Raw genomic sequence first — 16013 nt, 5'->3', positions numbered from 1 at the left:
AAAATTACCACCACAAGTTAAGTCTTTTAGCTTTTCTGTCAGTAATCCTCTGCTATTCTCCCCAGAAATAAAAGTAACACCTTTTTGGGAAGTTGACGCCGGTTCATAATCTTTCTTGAACCTTAAAAAGCGGTTAATATCTCTGGCAAATGGAGAATAGGGAACTCGAATCCCTGACCTCTGCGGTGCGATCGCAGCGCTCTACCAACTGAGCTAATTCCCCATATATAGGCCATAATAGCATTTTTGAGCAGAAAATCCTAGGAACTGGCAAGGGATCGAGGGGCAAAAAATCGAGCGGCTTGCCTCTGGAAAACTTTAAAATAGAAAAAGTAATCTTGAGGATGATAACCAATGGCGATACTACGCTTAGAGAATGGGACAACCTATACCCAGTTAGCCGATATTAGTCTGGAATTGGCCAAATTAAATGTTACTTTAAACTATTGGCCGATCGAAAACGAAGCCACTTGTCAGCTACTTAAGCAAGCTTCTCTCACTGACGAAGAAAAAGAAATAGTTTTAACCAGCTTAGACGGTTATTTTGAGCAACTAAAGCAAGAAGCGGGTTATCAAGCTAGAGATTTAATCGTTTTACACCCTGAAATTCCCAATCTCGACACTTTACTGGCCAAATTCGAGCGCTGTCACACCCACGCTGACGATGAGGTGCGTTATATCATTGATGGGGAGGGGGTTTTTGGCTTTGTCTTTCCCGATGGTTCTCAGGGGGAATTAACTATTCAACCTCAAGAATATATCAATGTTCCCGCCCATAGCGAACACTGGTTTCACCTCACTGCCAGTAAACGAGTTAAAGCAGTACGTTACTTCACCAGTACCGCCGGATGGGTTCCCGAATATACGGAAACCGTCATTCGTTTTCCTAGTTTAACAGCCGTCTAGCCTTTGGTTTCAGGCGAGCGCTCTCCCCATAAGACAGATGAGTTTTGCAGGGATGGCAACGCCGGCAGCCACAATCTGTTAAGCGGCAAATTTGTCCTATTGAAAAATCTCCCGTCTAGTGCCTAGCTTGACGGGAGATTGTCTCAATTCGGGGGATTGGCGTGATAGATTTAGTCTAAGCCGAATTGATTGCCCCGTTTGTACTGTAAGTAGGCGGCAACGAACAAACCCGCTAGGGTAATGGGAATTAAGCCTAGGACAATCCCTAGCACTAAAGGTTCAATCACGTCTGTACTCCTTGGATTAGCAATTTTTCACCCGTATTTTATCCTAGCAGCGGTTGCCCTGGAAAGATAGGGCGATCGCATATACTTCTTAAATAGGGTTTGCTGAACAAGTTTTTCGTGGGGTGTGGGGGTAGTGGGGAATTTAGCTGAAATTTCCCTAAATCCCCATCTCTCTAAATCCTATCTCCCGACTCCCCAAAAGGAAAACTTCACCATTAAGATAACTGCTCTACTCTAGGAGCGACCGAGAAAAAATTTTCTCAATGTGCCTTTACCCCAATAGCGATCGATTTCTTGCCAGAGATTGTGGAGACAAAAAACCACTGCTAGACAGAGAGTAACCGCAAGGATTTGAGAGAAACTTTCCCTTTGCCAAAATTTGGCCATTGCCTGCGAAATTACCCGCGTTCCCCGATAAGCTTCCAGAAAACCCTCGATCGAGCCGAGAATCAGTGCTGCTAGGGTATAAACAAAGGTTCGATACAGAACGCTAAGGTAACGGGGGCGATTTTCTAACCATTCTAGCTTCAGGGCCACGTCGAGAATGACCACGGTTTTTGCGGCAATGATCGCCCCTAAGATCGCTTTACCCAAAACGTAGGTGGTAATCGAATACTCTTCCAGAAATAATTTCATGATCAGAAGAATATAACCGAAAGCCAAGAAAAAAAACAGGGCAAGAGAACCGATTTTTTTCAATTCCTTTTTAATTGCTTCCATTGATTTTTTTTGACATTTTCTGCCAAGATAGCGGCCGCGTACCATAACTATAAGCTATAGTTAATTATTTGTTGCAGCTATTCTCTGAACTCTACCAGCAAGTTTGATCGCCGATAACTGAACTGATGCTTGAAACTAATTACGGCTTGCTGAATAAATCTAAAAACCTTGTTGTATAAGACTTTTAGACTTGTTTTCCCTCAAAAAGTGCCGACCTTTGGAGTGATTAGGGGGAAAATTCCTGGACTTTTTCCCTGAAAATTAGGTAATTGACCACCTGAAAATCGGTAAAACCCCACACCCCACACCCCACACCCCACACCCTGCCCCTAGGAAAAGCTTTTTCAGCAAACCCTAATTACAGCTTGATTGTCGATAAAATGAGGATTACCGAGGGGATCGATGGCACTGAAAGTGTAAAAATAACGGCGTGCTAGGGGCGGAAAATCGCTAAAATCGAAGATTGTGTCACCTTTGGCCACATCTGCCCAAAAATTTCGTAATTTCGGGGCTAATTCCTCCGCTAGACTCATGGGAAGATTGAGGGGATGGCAGGTTAACAAACGCATCATAAAAGGATAAGAGCGATCGCCTAACCATTGCCGAGAAATAGCGGGTAAATTCTCCCATCCGGGTATATTTTGCAGATGAAAGGATTCTATGGCTAATTCAACCGTGTTTTCGGAATATTCTAGCACCCGGTAGGGATGGGGATAACTGACGAGAGAACCGGTGGTAATTTCATAGATACCTCTGGCAAAAGCCAGATCCTGCACATGGAGATGGCCAGTAATCAACAATTTTACGCCGTTTTCCTCTAGTATATCGAGCAGTTCTACCGCATTAGCCAACATATAGCGTTTACCTAATTCATGATTGCTTTGTCCGGGTAAATGCTCGATAACGTTATGATGGATCATCACCATAACCAGATCGTTTTTTAGCGCTGGTAAAATCTGTTTTAACCAATGCAATTGTTCTGCATCTAAACTGCCAATTTGTTTACCTTGATCATCGAATTGATTAGAATTAAGACCGATTAATTGCACTCCGGGTAAAATTTCTTTTTGGTAGTATATTTGTTCTGGATCGCTGTAACCAAATTGTTGATAATAAAAGGGAAAATCTCCTAAACCGATCTGGTTTTCTGTTGCGGTTAAACTCAAAACATCATGATTACCCGGCACCACATAGACGGGGAAGGGTAAAGTGGCTAAACAATCGGCTAACCAACGATGATTTTCTGGTTCACCATCTTGGGTTAAATCGCCAGCAATCAGCAGAAAATCGAGGTTAAGGGTGATGAGATGGTCTAAAACAATTTTTAAAGCGGGAATACTCACTTCCACCAGATGAAAGCGATTAGAATGGTTTAAAATGGTTGTGGGTAAAGCGATATGAGGATCGCTGAGAATGGCGAAACGGAAATTCATCGCATTCAATTGGGCTAAATATCGGTAAACTAGATCGATCGAGGAGAAATAGAGGAGAAAATATCTTTGGCTAAAGTTCGCGTTCGTCAGCACGTCAATCCCTTAAGTCATAAATATCGCCATCCGATCGCTCCCCCCGATTGGAATCAAGTTTATCAGGATATGACGCAACCTCTCCATCTTGACATTGGTTGTGCGCGGGGTAAATTTTTGTTACAAATGGCCCAAGTAGAGCCAGAAATTAATTTTTTGGGGATTGAAATTCGTCAACCTTTGGTAATTGAAGCCAATCAGGAACGGGAAAGGTTAGGATTAAGTAATCTCGCTTTTGTTTTTGGCAATATGAATGTTGCCCCAGAAATTTTACTGCAATCTTTGCCCGCAGATAAGTTATTTTGGGTGTCGATTCAATTTCCCGATCCTTGGTTTAAACAGCGTCACAGTAAGCGTCGGGTTGTGCAGCCAGAATTAGTAATAGCTTTGGCTAAGTATATGGTAGCTGGGGGCTGGGTTTTTTTACAGTCGGATGTGGAATCGATCGCCCTGGAAATGACGGAGAGATTTCAAGCACATCCCCATTTTGTTCGGCAACATCAAACCCCCTGGTTAGCGGAAAATATTTTCCCCGTACCGACGGAGAGGGAAAAGTCCACTTATAATAAGGGTCAACCAGTTTATCGCTCGCTTTTTCGAGTTCGGTAGCTTCAGTTAAAATATCTTGGCACTGTCTCAAATCATGGTTATAAATCTCGACTCACCCCTAATACTTGAGGACAATAATCGCCCCCCTGTCTCTCAATTGCTGGAATTTCTCTTAAGCAAAGAAAAAAACAATAAAAAAACTAAAGAAAATCTTACTTTTGAGGCTTTAGTCGGTACTTGGCGATTATACTTTATCACGGGAACTCAAAAAGCGAAAAAGAGAGCGGGGATTGTTTTGGGTAAGGGTCGCTATCTACCATCCTGGTTAAAAATTACCATCTCTTACCAAAGAAATGAGAGTTTAGAACTGGGAGAATTTATCTCTGGAAGCGTCAGCAATCAGATAGTTTTAGGGGCAGTAAAACTATCCGTAAGCGGTCCGGTTAAGTTTTTTCCTAAAACCCGTCTTCTCGCCTTTGATTTCACCAGGCTCAACCTAACCCTATTTAATCGCTCTCTCTATTCTGGTTTTATTAGAAATGGCCAGGTAAGTGAAGCGAATTTTTATCAGGAAAGTATCAAAAAACAGGCATTTTTTGCCTATTTTCTGATCACAGAAACAATGATAGCAGCCCGGGGACGAGGGGGAGGATTAGCCCTTTGGGTAAAAGAGATAAGTGAGACAAAACTAGCTGAAAAATAATTTATTAGAGGAGAAATAGATGGGATATTCTATCGATGTAGATGGGACAAATTTTGACAGTGAAGTGATCGAGAAGTCCTATCTAAATACAGTGATTTTAGACTTTTATGCCCTGTGGTGTGGACCCTGTAAATTGGTAAAACCGATGCTGGAAAAACTGGCAAGTGAATATAATTTTATCCTGGCAAAAATAGATATAGATAAAAGTCCCGAATTAGCCGAACAATACGATGTAGAAGGAGTTCCAGATGTGCGAATTGTCAGCAAGGGAGAAGTGTTACCCTGTTTTGTCGGTGCTTTGCCAGAAGAACAAATTAGAGACTTATTTTCCCGTCTCGATTTACAATCGGAATTAGAAGCAGGATTAGCAGAAATACAAGAAGCGATTGCCCTCGATAATTTGCCCGCAGCTAAACAATTATTTGATCGTCTTTTCCCTAAATATCCCAACGAACCGCGATTAATTATTATGGCGGTCAAATTTCTCATGCGTCTAGAAAAATGGTCAGATGCCTACAGATTAATTAGTGCTATTAAAGAAGAAAATCCCCCGATCAAAGGTTGGAAAACTCTCCTAGAATTTCAACAGTTAAAACTAGAAAATAATCCCCTCGATTCGATATTTTTTACTGGGATTAATTCCGCCTTAAAAGAAGATTATGCCGCCGCTTTAGATAAACTGATCAGCGTGGTGGGAGAAAGTAGAAAATATCGTCAGGATGGGGCAAGAAAAGCCATGTTAGCCATATTTCAGATTTTGGGGGTTAGTCATACCCTCACCCAAGAATACCAAGCAAAGTTAACATTTCTGCTCTACTAAGTAGGGTTTACTAAAAAAGTTTGTTGGTGGGGTTAGGAATCGGTCAGAACTAAAGCAATTCCCCAGTAATTTCAACAAATCTATTCCTCGAATTTCTGTTGATAATTGCCAGGGAATTGCTAGGGACAAGATGCAGTTTATTTGTGGCGAATCATTTCATAGAGGGCAACGTATTCTTCCCCGGGACCATTCCAAGAGTAATCGCATTCCATACCTTGAATCGCTAATTTTTGGAATTCTTCCGGCTGAGTGTACCACAATTCCAATGCCCGGGACATGGCTGATTCTAGGGCATTATTATCGGGATCAAAAAAGACAAAACCATTGCGTTCTTCCGGTTGGTGATAGGTATCATAATCGCGATCAAAAACCGTATTAACTAAACCACCAACTCCCCGGACGATGGGAACGGTTCCGTATTTTAAGCTGATTACTTGTGTCAGTCCGCAGGGTTCAAAATTACTGGGAACCACAATCATATCGGCCCCCGCATAAATCAGGTGAGATAATTCCTCATTAAAGCCCAATTCAATATGGACATCAGGGTTATTATTTAGGTGATTTTTCTCATGCCAGAACCAGTTATTAATTAACGATTCGGTGGCGGAACCTAAGAGGACAAATTGCGCCCCGCGAGCTAAGGCATAATACATGGCATGGTGAACTAAATGTACGCCTTTTTGGTCATCTAAACGACCGACATAACAAATTAAGGGTTTTTCTGGTTCATCTCTTAACCAGAGTCTTTCTCGCAGTGCCTTCTTATTGCGTGCCTTCTCGGAGAAGCTATCAACACCGTAGGGTGCAGCAATAAATTTATCTACTTCCGGGTTCCAGATATTGTAATCTAAACCGTTGAGAATACCAGTAAATTTGTGTTGATGCTGGTGAATTGTATGACCTAAACCGTAACTAACATCAGTGTGGTGTGCTTCCCAAGCATGGTGAGGTGAGACGGTATTGAAATAGTTGGCAAAAACGATGCCACCTTTCATAAAATTAATCACAAAAGGATTGAAGTTGTCGCGCAGTCGGGCATAGCTAAAGTAGTAAGAATCGTTATTTAATCCTGTTGCCCAGAGAATTTCTGCACCTCCAAATCCTTGGTGCTTAAAGTTATGGATGGTGTAAAGAACGCGCTGATTGCCCATACCATGATATTTATAAATTTCAAACAGTAAGGGCGGAATTAAACCGGTTTGCCAGTCGTGACAATGAATTATATCGGGACGTTTATTACTTCTGAGCAAAAATTCTAAAGCGGCTTTAGAGAAGAAGGCAAAACGCATATTATCGTCTTTACAGCCGTAGTAAGTGCCGCGATTAAAGAAATTATCCCCCGAATTGGGTTGAATAAAGAAACACAAGCGCCCGTGTACCCAACCACAAAAAACGTTACAGTGAATTGCCCCATCGTACCAAGGCACCCACAGATCGCGATAAGCCTCGTGTAAGCCCCAAATTTGGTCGTAGCGCATACAATCATACATGGGTAGGATTAGCTCCACGCAATGACCGCGAATTTCCAATTCTCGACTCAATCCATATACCACATCCCCCAATCCCCCAGCTTTAATCACCGGGGCGCACTCAGAGGCAACCTGAACTATATACATATATCAATAACTCCCTCGATTAATCTACAGGTCAGCTAGAAGCAATTTTTACAAAAGTATACAAGCTTCTGTGATTAAATTGGTCGGTCGATCGAATTAGTTGCGGGTTGGGGAAGTGGGAATTATGAATTATGAATTATGAATTATGAATTGGGGAGTGGGGAATTTAGCTGAAATTTCCCTAAATCCCTATCTCCCTATCTCCCTATCTCCTAAAGATTAACAGCGTTTTAACTGTCCTAGGAGCAAAATCACCTCATCGATGCCGTTTCTGAGAGTAGTGGCGGGTTGATCGCTGTTATTGACGGTTATGCTAAAGATTAGGGGTTGATTGTCGGCGGTTTCTAGATAACCGGCGAGGGCGACAACTCCGGTTAATGTCCCAGTTTTTGCCTGTAATCGTCCTTCTAGGGGAGTCTGGCGAAATCTATTGGTTAAAGTGCCATCAATGCCGCCAATAGCTAAAGAACGGCGATAATCAGGGTTTTCTGCCATTAGTTGTAAAATTTGCCCTAAAGTATTGGGTTTAATCAGGTTTTGTCGTGATAGCCCCGAACCATCGCCGATTTTATAACTATCGCTGTTAATTCCCAGTTTTGTTAAAGTTTCTTGTAATCCCGAGACACCGCCGAGCATTTGTAGTAGGGTTTCCGCTAGTAAATTATCGCTATTTTTATTGACTTTTTCCACCAAATATGCTAGAGGTTCTGATTCTAAATTGGTGATCTCATGGCCGAGAATCTGTGAACTAATTTCTGCGTTTTTAACGGTAATTCCCGCTTTTTCAAGGATATTACGCCAGCGAGCCAGGAAATATTCCGAGGGTTGGGGAATAGCTAAATTAAAATCATCTTGACTATCAATAGCCAGAGAACCAGTGATAATTAGGCGATTATTGGCTAAATTGCCCTTAATTGCCAGAGTATTCGGGCTTCCTTGCCCTGCGGTGCTGGTTTGATTCTCAATTAGCCATTGTTTAGCGGCAATGGGATCAGACCATTGTAAATCTAAGCTTTGCCCCAATTGTCGCGGTAAAAGCTTTAAAGTGACGGAATTTTCGTTTAAAACCAAGCTAGAAGCGGGTACAGCATAGTCAAAAAAGACATCTTCCCATTCCCAGGTTTTTTGACTATCGGAGACGACAAAAGGACTAGCAACGACAATTAAGCGAGAAATTGAGTTAATTCCCCTTGCTTTTAACTTTTCTGCTAATTTTTCTAGCTTTTCTGTGGTTATGGTTGCATCTCCCCTCCCGACTAAGGTTAAAGTCTCTACATCGGGGGGGTTGCCTTGGGCTAAAATGGGAGTTTTCAGACGATAATCGCGGTTAAATTTGCTAAAAGCGGCGGCAGTGGTTAATAATTTCGCAGTAGAAGCGGGAGTAAAAAAGTTATTTTCGTGGAGACTATAGAGATTTTCCTGAGAATTAAGGGATTTTACGAAAATTCCCCAATAAGCGCCTTGATAATCGGGTCGGGCCAAAATGCGATCGATCTCGGTGGCTAAGTCTGCGGGACAGATAAACTGGGAAGGGGGGGAATTGTCTTGACTGATGGGGGTTGCGAGGGTGAGGGGATGGTTTACCCAGAGAAATAGGGAACAGGTCCCCAAGAGAAAAGAGATGCCCCCCTTATTAAGGGGGATCCCCCCGCCTATCGGCACCCCCCTTATCAAGGGGGGCAGGGGGGATCGAACCTAAAATCCATTTTTAATTTAATTATAACCAGCTACTTAGTAAATAAATTGACTCTAATTTAGCAGCATTAGTGACTATATTGTGCTAGTTACTCGATAGATTCAGTTAGGGATTGATCCGAGATATTCGTTCCCCTTTTTGCCCTGAAAGTTTTTTGATTCCGTCAAATTTCTATTTATTCGCGAGGATATTTTTATGAGTTATGATTTTGATCTATTCGTGATTGGTGGTGGTTCTGGGGGTATTGCCACCGCTAGACGGGCGGCCGAATACGGGGCAAAAGTGGGATTGGCAGAATACGATCGTTTAGGAGGAACCTGTGTTAATCGCGGTTGTATTCCCAAAAAATTAATGGTTTATTCTAGTCGTTTTCCGCAACTATTTAAGGATGCGGAAGGTTACGGGTGGAGTCCAGTAGAGAGTCAGTTAAATTGGCAAAAATTAATTAGCGCCGTTAATCAGGAAACTATCCGTTTAAATGGCATTTATCAAAAGATGCTCGATAATTCTCAAGTGACGCTTTTTCCTAATTATGCCAAGTTTCTTGATAGCCATACCCTAGAGGTGGGAGAGGAGAAAATTACTGCCGATAAAATTTTAATTGCCGTGGGGGGACATCCCGTTAAACCTGATATTCCGGGGATCGAACATACGGTAGTTTCTGATGCCATGTTTCAACTGCCGGAACAACCAAAAAGAATTATAGTTTTAGGGGCGGGATATATTGGGGTAGAATTTGCCGGTATTATGCACGGATTGGGGACGGAAGTGGTGCAGTTAATCCGTAAAGACAAGATTTTAAGAGGGTTTGATGAGGATATCCGCGATGAGATTCAAGGGGAAATGATCCGTCAGGGAATTAAAATTATGCCCGAAACTTTCCCCACTTCGATCGAGAAAACTGCCGAGGGGTTAAAGGTACATATTCAGGGGAAAGAAACCTCAGAAATGCTCTTTGTTGATGCCCTAGGATTAGCCGCTACTGGAAGAATTCCTAAGCTGGAAAAATTGGGCTTAGAGAATGTCAATGTCGAGGTAAAAAAAGGGGCAATTGTCGTCAACGAGTATAGCCAAACCAGTGAAGATAATATCTATGCCGTGGGCGATTGTACTGATCAAATTAATTTAACTCCCGTGGCCATTAATCAGGGGCGCGCCTTTGCCGATACAGTCTTCGGTAATAAACCCCGGTTAATGAGTTATGAAAATGTTCCTTCGGCAGTATTTTCTACTCCTGAAGCGGCGACGGTGGGATTAACGGAATTGCAAGCAAAAAAACAATATGGTGACACGGGAATTAAAGTTTATCGGTCTAAATTCCGCCCTGGTTACAATGTTTTACCAGGCCGAGAGGACAAAACTTTGATGAAATTAGTTGTTCATCAGGAAAGTGGTAAAATTCTCGGGGCGCACATGGTGGGAGATCACGCCGCCGAAATTATTCAAGGAGTAGCCATTGCCGTAAAAATGGGGGCGACAAAAGCCGATTTTGATGCCACTGTCGGCATTCATCCCAGTGCTGCCGAGGAATTCGTCACCATGCGTTAATTAACAATTTTAGGTGTGTTAGATAGGTGTTAAAAATTGTCAGCTACCCCCCTTATTAAGGGGGGATTAAGGGGGGATCCCCCCGCCTATCGACACCCCCCTTATCAAGGGGGGATTAAGGGGGGATCCCCCCGCCTATCGACACCCCCCTTATCAAGGGGGGATTAAGGGGGGATCCCCCCGCCTATCGACACCCCCCTTATTAAGGGGGGATTAAGGGGGGATCCCCCCGCCTATCGGCACCCCCCTTATTAAGGGGGGATTAAGGGGGGATCCCCCCGCCTATCGGCACCCCCCTTATTAAGGGGGGCAGGGGGGATCAAAGACAAAATCTATCTTCTTAATTATAACCACTTACTTAAACCAACCTAACACACCAGAGAAAATTAACCTTTTGGGCTATTGACAATTGAGCCATTTTGTGATAGTTTTTCGGTTAATTTTTGAGCGAGATTTAAGATATCGGAGGGAAGCATAATCACGGTACTGGTGTTATTTTCCGCTCCAATTTCCGTTAACATTTGTAGGCGGCGTAATTCCAAAGCGGCGGGGTTTTCCATGATTAATCGGGAAGCTTCCGCTAATTTTAAGGAGGCTTCCTGTTCTGCGGCAGCTTTAATCAAACGGGCCCGTTTTTCTCGCAATGCTTCCGCTTCCTTGGCCATAGCTCGCTGCATACCAGTGGGAATTTCCACATCTTTTATCTCCACCCGTTCGATATCAATGCCCCAGGGTTCGCTAATTTCATCGACAATTTGTTGGACCGCGTGATTAATTTTGTCTCGTTTTTGCAAGACATCATCGAGATGATTTTGACCGACTACATTTCTTAAAGTGGTCATGGCCGCTTGATAAACGGCCGCGGGGTAGGATTCGACTTTATTAATCGCTTTGCCCGGGTCGATAATACGATAGTAGAGAACCGCATTAACCTTAATTGTGACATTATCGGCGGTGACAGTTTCTTGCGGGGCGATATCGACGGTTTTAGTGCGAATATCCAGCTGCATTTTTTGGTCAACTAGGGGAATGATCCAGTACAGTCCGGGGCCTTTGGTGTCTTGATAACGCCCTAGTCGAAAGATAACACCACGCTGGTATTCTCGATCGATTTTAAAGCCATTTAATCCCAGAATGCCCGCTATCAATAGGAAGGGTGCTAAAAATTCCATATTAATTACCAGTTATCGGGTTCAAGTTAATCAGTGTGCGCTGACATCTCAAGGGCAATCTCCTCGCTCCTGACCACTAATACATTCATTCTAGAGAGTAACCGGGCTGTCGGGGAAACTCATAACGAAATATTACAATTTTTAGGAATTGCCTAACCAGCAGGGATGACTCGACTTCCAGACCCCGACCTGAGATAAACTACAGAATGTTATCAGAATTTACCTTGATATTATGAGCGTAGTTAGCCAAGTCATCCTCAAAGCCGACGACGAACTTCGTTATCCTAGTAGTGGTGAACTACAGGGTATCGGGCAATTTTTAAAAACCGGTGAGCAGAGAATTCGCATTGCCGAAACTCTCGCTGACAATGAGAAAAAAATCGTCGATCAGGCTCAAAAACAACTGTTCAAGAAACGTCCCGATTATAGAGCGCCGGGGGGCAATGCCTACGGTCAGCGTCAATATAATCAATGCTTGCGCGATTATGGTTGGTATCTGCGTCTAGTTACCTATGGGGTATTAGCCGGAGATAAGGGACCGATCGAACAAACCGGCCTGATCGGGGTCAAAGAGATGTATAACTCTCTTAATGTTCCCGTCCCCGGCATGGTGGAGGCGATTCGTTGTCTCAAAGAGGCCGCTTTAGGTCTTTTGACTCAAGAGGATGCCGTGGAAGCAGCCCCCTACTTCGACTTTATCATCCAGTATATGTCCTAAGCGATCGGGACAATCCCAAGGGCCTGAAGTCTGAAAAGGGGCAATTTTCGTCTCTTTCAGGGTTCAGGCTTGACTTTTTTCAGTGTTGCCAAAGGCACGGCGTAGCCGTCCAGTAATCAGTGATCAGTAATCAGTAAACAGTAATCAGGGATAAAGATGAAGATAAATAACTAACTAACTAATTATAGCGTTTCTCACACCTGTGTGGCACAGTTAAACCTTTGCTGATTAAGCTTTTCAACATCGATAATGTACCGCTTGCCAACAGGAAACGCTATAACTTAAAACTTACATCTGATAACTGATAACTGATAACTGATTATGTTTTGGCGCATTATACTACTTACCTTTCTGATTCCATCGGTCTATGGGGTGTTTGGCTGGTCGATCGCCCATGAGCGTTTATCATGGAGTGATTGGTTGCTTGCCCGCGGTGATGAGATGAATTGGACTCTCACTAGCGAATGGCTAGAAATCATGATCTATATCCTAGGGGTAGGGGTTATCCTCTCAATTGCCCTAGGATTAACTCTGTTTAGTCACTTAATGCCGGTATTTTTCCGCAGTTGGTTTAAAAACGATATTAGCGCTGTATTATCAATTCTCGGCTGGTCCTTGGCGGTAGTCTTTATCTTCCACAAGTGGGCGGTATTTAGTCGAGTTTTAATCCTCTTAGCCGCCACTATCCTCGGTCGTCTAGAACTTCAGGAAGCAGGTTACAATAGGTGGCAAGTTTTCCTGATGCTCACCATCCTCTGCTTAGGTAGTTTTGGCTTGGGAATTTGGGCTTATCATCTTTGGGGTCAGGAATTTCATCAAGTTACTACTGATTAATCTTATCTATAATCTTTAAAAAGTATGCCCAAAAAAAATAACGATGCCCTCAAACGAGTCTTAATTGTTTCCTCTGGTTTAGTATTTCTGGCTTTAATGATGGTGCCAACTTTAGGTTTATTGAAAAATAATAATTCTAATTCCCCCCAAGGCAATCAATCTGGGCAAGAGGCAACTATTCCCCGCGAAAAATTAGAAGAAATGGTCAAAGGTTACGAGAAAATTCTTGAACGTGAACCAGATAACCCCACTGCTTTGCAAGGACTGGCCCAAGCTCGCCTACAGTTAAAAGATTTTATCGGAGCCAGAGAACCTTTAGAAAAGTTATATCAAAAATATCCCGACAATCTGGAAGTTATGCTAGTTCTTTATGGAACAAGATTACAAACTCAAGACGTTTCTGGAGCCAAAAATATCCTAGAAAAATTAGTCAAAAACTATCCCCAAGAACCGAAGTTTAAGGAGGAATTAACTCGTTTAAATCAAGCGATCGCGGCAGCTTCTAAACAGCAAACTCCAGAACCTAAAAAGTAATGAAAAAAGAATTAATAGCTCGCCTAGACTGAGTATGATCAATTAGTAGCAAAATGCCAATTTACGAGGACTCTTCGCCTAAATTTATCAAAGTTATTTAACCCATAAGCTTTTCTTTTAATCAGCTTAGTTTTTGGGTTGATTCCTTCTACTATTCTTTGAGTCGTTCGCTGGTCAAAATATCAGATAATTATAGGAATCTGGTCGCCAATTTACTCGTTCATCTCCTAAAATAGCGAGACTGATAACCGGTTTCTGATACAAATCAAAAGCACGATAGTTAAGTAGTGGGAGAAAATTAACTTCTTGGTTAGGATAGGCACTCATGCAAAAGGCAAGAGGTAGTTAGATATGTGTAATTAATTCTGTCTAGCTAGTTATAAATATACATCCTCTGAGGGAAATTTTCTTCCTATTGGCTTTGAATTTCAATATGAATCAAAATCCAGACTTCTTCACCACTCAGTAACCAAACTTTATAAAGTTTGTCAGCAAAACGTTTTTTTGTCTTAAAGTCCAGAAAACGGGTTTCTTCAACAGAAAACGGGTTTCTTCAAGAAACCCGTTTTCTAGGTGAAAAATACTCGGTTAATGCTTCTTTCCAGGGTTCATCATAATTGGCGGTTGTTGGGTTCATTTGAGTTGTCCGCTTACTTCTAGGGTATGAAGCACAATAGCGTAACACACCAATTTAATGATAGAGGTGGTGCGTTACGGCGGCTTGTTAATTTGGTTTTTTTGACCGAATTGATAGCCGCAAACACGCAGCCTACAATCTTTTGGCATACTGTTTCTTGAGAACAGGTATAACGCCTAGTAGGATAAATAAACCTATATTTAGACTGGGTTCAGGTATAGTTACAGGGTCATTTGCGGGGACAATAGGAACAATTTGAATTAATTGACTTGGATTAGTTGGATCATTATCGGCTAAGGTTCCATCAGCAAAATGTGTTTGACTCAAATCTACATTTAGGATTAAATTAGAGCTGCCTTTTCCGATAACTTGAAAGTGCATTAAGCTAAATTGTTCTGGTTGATTCAGTCCCAAGAGTGAACCTAAACTGGCAGAAGGCAAAGATGCTCCCCCTAATTCGGTAATTGTCCCATTAATGTTATTTAAGTTTCCTCCCCGAAAGAGAGTAAAGTTAGAAGTAACTAAGGGACTATTATCATCAACTGGATTAAAAGGAATGTCAATATTTTGGATTTTGTTGGCTTCAAAATTGAGATTGATAGCACTACCAGTTAATCCGATAGGATTACTATGAATATCCCTCATTAAGACTTGAACAAAAAAGCGATCACCTATATTTAAGGGATTATTCTGATTAAGTAATCCACCGGGGGTTCCTGCGATGTCTTCTATCAGATTAAATTCAACTGCTAAATTAGGCATAATTTTCTGTCAATTTGTGAATGGATAAGACTAAATCAGGTTGTAGATAACTCCTAGCACTCGTAGGGTGTGAAGTGCGATAGGGTAATGCATCAATTTAATGATAGAGGTGGTGCGTTACGGTGGATGGTTAATTTTAGTTTTTTACCTAACGCACCCTACACTCTATTGTTGCCAGAAATTTAGGTTATATCAAGCTTAGTCCGTAGTCAGAATTTAAGACTAAGAAGTCACCTAAATTGATTTTACTGTCTCCATTAATATCAGCAGTGGGATCGTATTTAGGACTACCGATACTACTGTTGAAAGCGGCTTGTAATGGCGATAAGTCCCCCCGATCTACTTTACCATTGTAAGTAATATCGCTGTTAAAGGTTGATTTACCAGTTAAGGCGACATTATAGGCTGTGTTATTGATAGCGTTACTGTGAATAACTAAACCATCATTGAGGTTAAAGCTTTCTCGCGCTGCGGTGGGTGCATAAGTTAATTGAACACGCCAAGTTTGTCCCGGATTGAGTAAGATATCTCCCTGACTGAAATTAGCGTTAGTGGTAACGTTGGAGGCTTTAACTTCTATGTTGGAAATGGCGAGAATATCTTCGGCGTTAACTCCTGTATTGGTGATGTCAATGTATCGGAATGTGTCAGCAAATTTGGGACGAACTAGGTTACTGTTACTCCAACCTTGACGATATTGTGAGAGGGGAGTCCCGAAAGTAATCGCGTTTTTATCAACAGAGATTCCTTGTTCTCGAAGATTGGTGACACTGACGGTGAGTTGTTTTTCATAGGACAAACCGCCTTGGTCTGTGGTTTTAACCCGGATACTGTAATTATTCTTGGTTTCGTAGTCGAGAGTAGTATTAGTTTTAAGTTGATTTCCGTCGATGGTAAAGAGACTGTTATCAGTTGAACCTATCCCAGTAACTAAGCTATAGGTGAAGGTATTACCCGTATCAGGGTCAGTAGTGGTGAAGTTACC

Annotated in this window: 17 protein-coding genes, 1 tRNA gene and 1 pseudogene; 8 read left to right on the top strand and 11 right to left on the bottom strand. The window is 42.2% G+C overall.

The features are described from left to right. Nucleotides 1–150: 150 nt before the first annotated feature. Nucleotides 151–223, bottom strand: a tRNA-Ala gene (locus tag LW728_RS20500). Nucleotides 224–354: 131 nt separating this feature from the next. On the opposite strand from LW728_RS20500, the gene LW728_RS20495 reads away from it, so the two are divergent. After that, on the top strand, nt 355–906 hold the full coding sequence (locus tag LW728_RS20495) for a 1,2-dihydroxy-3-keto-5-methylthiopentene dioxygenase (RefSeq protein ID WP_002801528.1): 552 nt from the start codon (nt 355–357) through the stop codon (nt 904–906). Nucleotides 907–1076: 170 nt separating this feature from the next. Here the strand turns inward: LW728_RS20495 and petG are convergent, their stop codons facing one another. The 3 genes from petG to LW728_RS20480 all read right to left on the bottom strand — a co-directional run bounded on the left by petG (nt 1077) and on the right by LW728_RS20480 (nt 3346). Then, on the bottom strand, nt 1077–1193 hold the full coding sequence (gene petG / locus LW728_RS20490) for a cytochrome b6-f complex subunit V (RefSeq protein ID WP_002738052.1): 117 nt from the start codon (nt 1191–1193) through the stop codon (nt 1077–1079). Nucleotides 1194–1427: 234 nt separating this feature from the next. Beyond that, the gene (locus LW728_RS20485) at nt 1428–1913 is read right to left on the bottom strand and encodes a hypothetical protein (protein WP_287666661.1); all 486 of its coding nucleotides are present in this window, start codon (nt 1911–1913) and stop codon (nt 1428–1430) included. A gap of 344 nt (nt 1914–2257) precedes the next feature. Then, the gene (locus LW728_RS20480) at nt 2258–3346 is read right to left on the bottom strand and encodes a metallophosphoesterase family protein (RefSeq protein ID WP_287666658.1); all 1089 of its coding nucleotides are present in this window, start codon (nt 3344–3346) and stop codon (nt 2258–2260) included. A gap of 66 nt (nt 3347–3412) precedes the next feature. Between LW728_RS20480 and trmB the strand changes: the two genes are divergently transcribed. From trmB to LW728_RS20465, 3 genes are read left to right on the top strand one after another with little or no spacing between them, the layout of a single operon-like run. Next, nucleotides 3413–4048 (top strand): tRNA (guanosine(46)-N7)-methyltransferase TrmB, encoded by a 636-nt coding sequence (gene trmB, locus LW728_RS20475; protein ID WP_002801525.1) that lies wholly within the window; start codon nt 3413–3415, stop codon nt 4046–4048. Nucleotides 4049–4082: 34 nt separating this feature from the next. Beyond that, the gene (locus tag LW728_RS20470) at nt 4083–4691 is read left to right on the top strand and encodes a hypothetical protein (protein ID WP_287767959.1); all 609 of its coding nucleotides are present in this window, start codon (nt 4083–4085) and stop codon (nt 4689–4691) included. Between the two features lie 19 nt (nt 4692–4710). Then, nucleotides 4711–5511: a tetratricopeptide repeat protein gene (locus LW728_RS20465; RefSeq protein WP_002801523.1), complete on the top strand. Its 801-nt coding sequence runs from the start codon at nt 4711–4713 to the stop codon at nt 5509–5511. A 137-nt stretch (nt 5512–5648) separates the two neighbouring features. Here the strand turns inward: LW728_RS20465 and glgA are convergent, their stop codons facing one another. Further along, nucleotides 5649–7127: a glycogen synthase GlgA gene (glgA, locus tag LW728_RS20460; protein ID WP_287767955.1), complete on the bottom strand. Its 1479-nt coding sequence runs from the start codon at nt 7125–7127 to the stop codon at nt 5649–5651. 219 nt (nt 7128–7346) lie between these two features. Next, entirely contained in the window at nt 7347–8771 is a 1425-nt protein-coding gene (gene dacB / locus LW728_RS20455; protein ID WP_287767961.1) for a D-alanyl-D-alanine carboxypeptidase/D-alanyl-D-alanine endopeptidase, read from the bottom strand. Nucleotides 8772–9018: 247 nt separating this feature from the next. Here dacB and gorA point away from each other — a divergent pair, with 247 nt between their 5' ends. After that, the gene (gene gorA, locus LW728_RS20450) at nt 9019–10371 is read left to right on the top strand and encodes a glutathione-disulfide reductase (protein ID WP_002801518.1); all 1353 of its coding nucleotides are present in this window, start codon (nt 9019–9021) and stop codon (nt 10369–10371) included. Nucleotides 10372–10757: 386 nt separating this feature from the next. On the opposite strand, the gene LW728_RS20445 is transcribed toward gorA, so the two are convergent. Continuing rightward, on the bottom strand, nt 10758–11543 hold the full coding sequence (locus LW728_RS20445; RefSeq protein WP_004163749.1) for a slipin family protein: 786 nt from the start codon (nt 11541–11543) through the stop codon (nt 10758–10760). 232 nt (nt 11544–11775) lie between these two features. On the opposite strand from LW728_RS20445, the gene LW728_RS20440 reads away from it, so the two are divergent. From LW728_RS20440 to LW728_RS20430, 3 genes are all read left to right on the top strand, one after another. Further along, nucleotides 11776–12261, top strand: a complete 486-nt coding sequence (locus LW728_RS20440) for an allophycocyanin subunit alpha-B (protein WP_002759464.1) — start codon at nt 11776–11778, stop codon at nt 12259–12261. Between the two features lie 321 nt (nt 12262–12582). Next, nucleotides 12583–13095 carry a hypothetical protein gene (locus tag LW728_RS20435; RefSeq protein ID WP_287666639.1) on the top strand — a complete coding sequence of 171 codons (513 nt, stop codon included), beginning with the start codon at nt 12583–12585 and terminating at the stop codon, nt 13093–13095. Between the two features lie 24 nt (nt 13096–13119). Further along, nucleotides 13120–13629, top strand: a complete 510-nt coding sequence (locus tag LW728_RS20430) for a tetratricopeptide repeat protein (RefSeq protein WP_287767952.1) — start codon at nt 13120–13122, stop codon at nt 13627–13629. A 38-nt stretch (nt 13630–13667) separates the two neighbouring features. Here the strand turns inward: LW728_RS20430 and LW728_RS20425 are convergent, their stop codons facing one another. The 4 genes and pseudogenes from LW728_RS20425 to LW728_RS20410 all read right to left on the bottom strand — a co-directional run. Beyond that, complete coding sequence (locus LW728_RS20425) at nt 13668–13772, bottom strand: hypothetical protein (protein WP_409786344.1); 105 nt, start codon at nt 13770–13772, stop codon at nt 13668–13670. Between the two features lie 37 nt (nt 13773–13809). Further along, nucleotides 13810–14149, bottom strand: a pseudogene (locus LW728_RS23475) (hypothetical protein); the annotation flags it as partial. A 249-nt stretch (nt 14150–14398) separates the two neighbouring features. Next, nucleotides 14399–15028: a PEP-CTERM sorting domain-containing protein gene (locus LW728_RS20415; protein WP_287767949.1), complete on the bottom strand. Its 630-nt coding sequence runs from the start codon at nt 15026–15028 to the stop codon at nt 14399–14401. 187 nt (nt 15029–15215) lie between these two features. Further along, on the bottom strand, nt 15216–16013 hold a 798-nt coding region (locus LW728_RS20410; RefSeq protein ID WP_287767946.1), incomplete at its 5' end, for a cadherin domain-containing protein.

The organism is Microcystis sp. 49638_E5 (genome assembly GCF_021300285.1).
In the GTDB taxonomy this organism is placed as follows: Bacteria; Cyanobacteriota; Cyanobacteriia; order Cyanobacteriales; family Microcystaceae; genus Microcystis; species Microcystis aeruginosa_C.
Note: the sequence above shows the minus strand (reverse complement) of the source record. Positions and strands in the feature narration are given on the sequence as shown.

Excerpts from the sequence above, each read along its gene's own strand:
- LW728_RS20495 (WP_002801528.1), top strand. The coding sequence starts at position 355 with ATGGCGATACTACGCTTAGAGAATGGGACAACCTATACCCAGTTAGCC.
- LW728_RS20485 (WP_287666661.1), bottom strand. The coding sequence starts at position 1,913 with ATGGAAGCAATTAAAAAGGAATTGAAAAAAATCGGTTCTCTTGCCCTG.
- LW728_RS20480 (WP_287666658.1), bottom strand. The coding sequence starts at position 3,346 with ATGAATTTCCGTTTCGCCATTCTCAGCGATCCTCATATCGCTTTACCC.
- LW728_RS20470 (WP_287767959.1), top strand. The coding sequence starts at position 4,083 with ATGGTTATAAATCTCGACTCACCCCTAATACTTGAGGACAATAATCGC.
- LW728_RS20465 (WP_002801523.1), top strand. The coding sequence starts at position 4,711 with ATGGGATATTCTATCGATGTAGATGGGACAAATTTTGACAGTGAAGTG.
- glgA (WP_287767955.1), bottom strand. The coding sequence starts at position 7,127 with ATGTATATAGTTCAGGTTGCCTCTGAGTGCGCCCCGGTGATTAAAGCT.
- gorA (WP_002801518.1), top strand. The coding sequence starts at position 9,019 with ATGAGTTATGATTTTGATCTATTCGTGATTGGTGGTGGTTCTGGGGGT.
- LW728_RS20445 (WP_004163749.1), bottom strand. The coding sequence starts at position 11,543 with ATGGAATTTTTAGCACCCTTCCTATTGATAGCGGGCATTCTGGGATTA.
- LW728_RS20440 (WP_002759464.1), top strand. The coding sequence starts at position 11,776 with ATGAGCGTAGTTAGCCAAGTCATCCTCAAAGCCGACGACGAACTTCGT.
- LW728_RS20435 (WP_287666639.1), top strand. The coding sequence starts at position 12,583 with ATGTTTTGGCGCATTATACTACTTACCTTTCTGATTCCATCGGTCTAT.
- LW728_RS20430 (WP_287767952.1), top strand. The coding sequence starts at position 13,120 with ATGCCCAAAAAAAATAACGATGCCCTCAAACGAGTCTTAATTGTTTCC.
- LW728_RS20415 (WP_287767949.1), bottom strand. The coding sequence starts at position 15,028 with ATGCCTAATTTAGCAGTTGAATTTAATCTGATAGAAGACATCGCAGGA.